Origin of the sequence: Ohtaekwangia sp., from assembly GCF_036568665.1 — a bacterium.
Taxonomy (GTDB): domain Bacteria; phylum Bacteroidota; class Bacteroidia; order Cytophagales; family Cyclobacteriaceae; genus Ohtaekwangia.
This window is the reverse complement of the sequence record NZ_DATCSD010000180.1, coordinates 1-3,969: the sequence shown is the minus strand read 5'-3', so window position 1 is coordinate 3,969 and position 3,969 is coordinate 1. Positions and strand designations below refer to the sequence as shown.

Annotated in this window: 4 protein-coding genes; 1 reads left to right on the top strand and 3 read right to left on the bottom strand. The window is 43.5% G+C overall.

Annotation, left to right across the window (positions count from 1 at the left end; translation table 11 throughout):
- Positions 1-168, bottom strand: a 168-nt coding sequence (locus tag VIN08_RS10355; RefSeq protein ID WP_331964167.1) for a hypothetical protein, incomplete at its 3' end; no start/stop codon positions are given.
- A gap of 54 nt (positions 169-222) precedes the next feature.
- A complete protein-coding gene (locus tag VIN08_RS10350; protein ID WP_331964164.1) occupies positions 223-1,635 on the bottom strand; it encodes a GAF domain-containing protein in 1,413 nt (470 codons plus the stop codon).
- A gap of 117 nt (positions 1,636-1,752) precedes the next feature.
- Here VIN08_RS10350 and VIN08_RS10345 point away from each other — a divergent pair, with 117 nt between their 5' ends.
- Positions 1,753-2,286, top strand: a complete 534-nt coding sequence (locus VIN08_RS10345; RefSeq protein ID WP_331964161.1) for an RNA methyltransferase — start codon at positions 1,753-1,755, stop codon at positions 2,284-2,286.
- 36 nt (positions 2,287-2,322) lie between these two features.
- Here VIN08_RS10345 and VIN08_RS10340 read toward each other — a convergent pair.
- Positions 2,323-3,969, bottom strand: a 1,647-nt coding sequence (locus tag VIN08_RS10340) for a DEAD/DEAH box helicase (protein ID WP_331964158.1), incomplete at its 5' end; no start/stop codon positions are given.

The following is a 3,969-nucleotide window of genomic DNA, read 5'->3' as shown; positions in this document are numbered from 1 at the left end:
TTTCGTAAGCACGATCTCGAGAACTTTGCTGGCTGCTATAGCATCCTGACCGAAGGTTTCATAAAAATCGCCTACGCGGAAAAGTAAAAGTGCGCCCGGATACTTTGCCTTGATAGCATTGTATTGTTTCTGTAACGGAGTTTCTGTTGAGGTTTTTGCTTCTGCCATGATCGGCAAAGATAAAAAAGTCGACTGTCCATGGCCGACACTCAACTGATTTTTTTAGGCTTGTTCCACTGCTTCTGTCCGTGCTGCAGAAAGTGCTTCTTCAAGTTCAGCAATACGATGTTGATACTCTCTCTCTTTACGGGCCAGCGCTTCCTGCGTAGCGGTGAGCTCTTCGAGGTTCTGTCGCATTTCTTCTTCGTTGGAGCGAAGTTCTTCCGACATGGTCTGCGCTTGTTGCAGTAATTTTTTGGTGCGCTGGTTTATTTTGTGGTTGGATATAAATGATGCGAGCGACTCGCCCAGTTTTTCCAGTAATTCGCGATGATGTTCTTCCAGTTCATGAAAGGAGGCTATCTCCAACACTGCTTCGATCGACTGCGTTGTTTTTACAGGAAGCACCATCAATACATGCGGTGGCGCATCCCCTAGCCCGGACGTTATGTGTATGTAGTCTTTTGGAACTTTCTTCAGGTATATAATATGCTTCTCGATATAGGCTTGCCCTACGAGCCCTTCGCCAGGAGCAACGGATTTTTGTAAGAACTTCTTTCTTTCGTAAGCATAGCTTGCTGCGAGTTGCAGCTCAACTTTACCGCCATTCTCCTCCACCAAGAAAAGACCGCCCTGATTTACTTTGAGATATTTTATTACTGACGATAGCCAGGTTTCATATATATTCTCCGTGTCGTCTGCCGATTGAAGTATGGTGCCTAGCTCTGCCACGCCTTTGGCAACCCAACTGCGGGAATCATCTTTCTTACGAGCTTCTTCCAGTTCACTCAATGTTTTGCGCAGGTTCTCTTCATTTTTCTTCAGGCTCTCAGTTTGTTGAAGGGCATCGTCCAGCAAACCCTTTGCCTTGCGATCGTACTGATCGCCCATGCTGAAAAGAAAACCACAAGCCGCCAGTATAATAATGGTAAGCACGACTACATCTTCTGAAACTATACTATAATATTTATCATTAATGCCCAGCGATTGCACATCTATACCTAATAGCTCGTGGATTGTATTATAGCCAAACCCCAGCAGAATGATAAGAGAAACAGCCCCCACCATAAGGCGTTTTTCACTTGCTGTAAACATGGCGAAGGGCAATGCTGCCGAGCCAACAATGATCATGCGCGGTGTGGCATAGTGAAGTATATCAATAGTTGAAGGATCGCCAAATTTTTGTGAGATGTTAAGTACAAATAATCCAACACCCGGTATAAGGCAGGTTATAAAGCGAGATAGCCCGGTAAGTTCCAATGAGTTGAAGAACCAGATACTACCTGCTACCAGCAACATTCCGATCAGTGGAAGTATAGATGCATTGGGCCGGAAGAGAAAAGCCACCAGAAAGATGAGTGTAACCGCAGCAATGAGTAATGCGAAGCGGTTTGATAAAATTATTCTGCGTTCCAGGCGAAAGTCCTGGTCGGGAGTAATACCGAGATAAGAAATCTTCTTCCAATATTTATACATAGTAACCAAGGTTTAGCACAACCTCATTGCTAACAGTTGTCGAAGATACTATTATTTGATAAAATACACACGTAATTTTACCGCACTATATTTTCAGAGTATATCACTCTTTTCAAAATGAAGAAATTAAAACTTGATGAACTTGGACGAATTTCTGTAGATGAATTTCGCGAAGCTGATAAGATTCCGGTTTGTATTGTATTGGACAACATCCGAAGCCTGCACAATGTAGGTTCTTCATTCCGCACAGCCGATGCTTTTCGTATCGAGAAAATTTACCTGACGGGAATAACCGGCACACCACCTCATCGCGAAATTCAAAAGACCGCCCTCGGTGCTACAGAATCAGTAGAGTGGCATTACGTTTCAGAACCAGCCGATATAGTAAAGCAATTAAAGACAGACGGATACAAGATCACCATCATTGAGCAAACCAGCGAGAGTATAGCGCTTCAGAATTTTACTCCTGCTATAGGAGAAAAATATTGCCTTGTATTCGGCAACGAAGTGAATGGAGTGAGTGACGAGGTGATTGCACTCGGAGATATAGCCATTGAAATTCCACAGGTAGGAACAAAGCATTCGCTCAATGTTTCCGTTTGCCTGGGAATTGTTACCTGGGAGATTTTCAGAAAACTAGTGCTGAAGTAAGCCATTTACTGAACCGCTATATATGGCTATAATTGCTTACGCCAGCATCTGCATGATATCATCTTTCGAAAGCTGTTTCATAAAGCTTTCTTCCGTTGTTATCAACTCGGTGGTAAGTTTTAGCTTACGTTGCTGCAGCATCAGGATCTTCTCCTCCACTGTATTTCGGGTAATGAATTTATAGGTAAATACTTTTTTCTTCTGCCCTATACGGTGCGCACGATCTACCGCCTGCGCTTCTACAGCCGGGTTCCACCAGGGGTCAAGTATAAATACATAGTCTGCTTCGGTGAGGTTAAGGCCAAGTCCACCCGCTTTTATAGAAATAAGAAAAACTTTCAGGTTCTGATCTTTATTGAAGCGATCCACTTGTTCCTTGCGATCGGTGCTCGATCCATCGAGGTATGCGAAGTCAATTTTATTCGCCTTGAGATATTGGCGTACAAGCTCAAGGTGTTTTACAAACTGACTAAACACTAACACCTTGTGCCCTTCGGCCATAGCATTCTCCAGCATGTGTGTTATATCTTCGTGCTTGCCGGAGTTACCCTGATAGCCTTGCTCGATCATCTTCGGATGGTTGGCTAACTGGCGAAGTTTGGTAAGACCTTCCAGAATCATGAAGCGGCTGTTGCCTAAACCCTCAGTCTCGATCAGGTTAAATATTTTTTCGCGATAAACGGATTTCACTTCTTCGTAGCGTTTCTCCTGATCCGGAGTCATCGTAGAGTATTGAATATTCTCTACCTTTTCCGGAAGCTCCGTTGCCACCTGTGATTTATGTCTGCGAAGTATAAATGGTTTGATCACCGCATGAAGCTTGCGTGAGCGTGCTTCATCATTTTTCTTCTCGATCGGATTCTGATACTCGTTTCGGAAATATGTTTGCGGCCCAAGTATACCTGGATTTATAAATGACATCTGCGACCAAAGATCGAGCGTGGTGTTTTCTATAGGTGTACCCGTAAGTGCAAGTTTATGTCGCGACTTCAGTTCGCGAACGGCCTTGGATATGTTCGAAGTCGGGTTTTTAATAACCTGCGATTCATCCAATATAATGTAGTTGAAATAGAACTGTTGCAACAGCTCTATATCCAGTCTTGTTATACCATACGAAGTAAGAACGAGATCGTATTTTTCAAAACGACTTATATCTTTATTCCGAAGCGTGCCGGTATAATTCAATATGCGAAGGTCGGGAGTAAATTTACTTGCCTCCATCTCCCAGTTATATATGAGTGATGTTGGCATAACCAGCAATGATGTACCGGAGCCAGCCTCTTTTTCTGCCAATAACATGGTAAGAGTCTGCACGGTTTTACCGAGACCCATATCATCGGCAAGACATCCGCCTAATTTATACTCATGTAAAAAGCGCAGCCAGTTAAAACCTGCCTTTTGATAAGGACGTAACTCTCCTTTAAAACCAACTGGCAGCGGATAATCCTTTATACCACTGAATGAATTAAGCGAGCGAAGTTTTTCGCTCAAATGTACTTTCGCCAGGTTTCCTTCTTCCAGTTCTTTTACCAGGTTTAGGTGATGTTTGCGCAGTACGGGCTTTTCATTGTCGCCATCCGTTTCACTTAACGAGAACAGGTCTGCATATTTTGTAAGCCATGCTTCCGGTATAATCGCGATCTCGCCATTGGGAAGTTTGAACTCAACTTTTCTGCGCATAAT

Coding starts and splice junctions, on each gene's coding strand:
- VIN08_RS10350 (WP_331964164.1), bottom strand. CDS start 1,635: ATGTATAAATATTGGAAGAAGATTTCTTATCTCGGTATTACTCCCGAC.
- VIN08_RS10345 (WP_331964161.1), top strand. CDS start 1,753: ATGAAGAAATTAAAACTTGATGAACTTGGACGAATTTCTGTAGATGAA.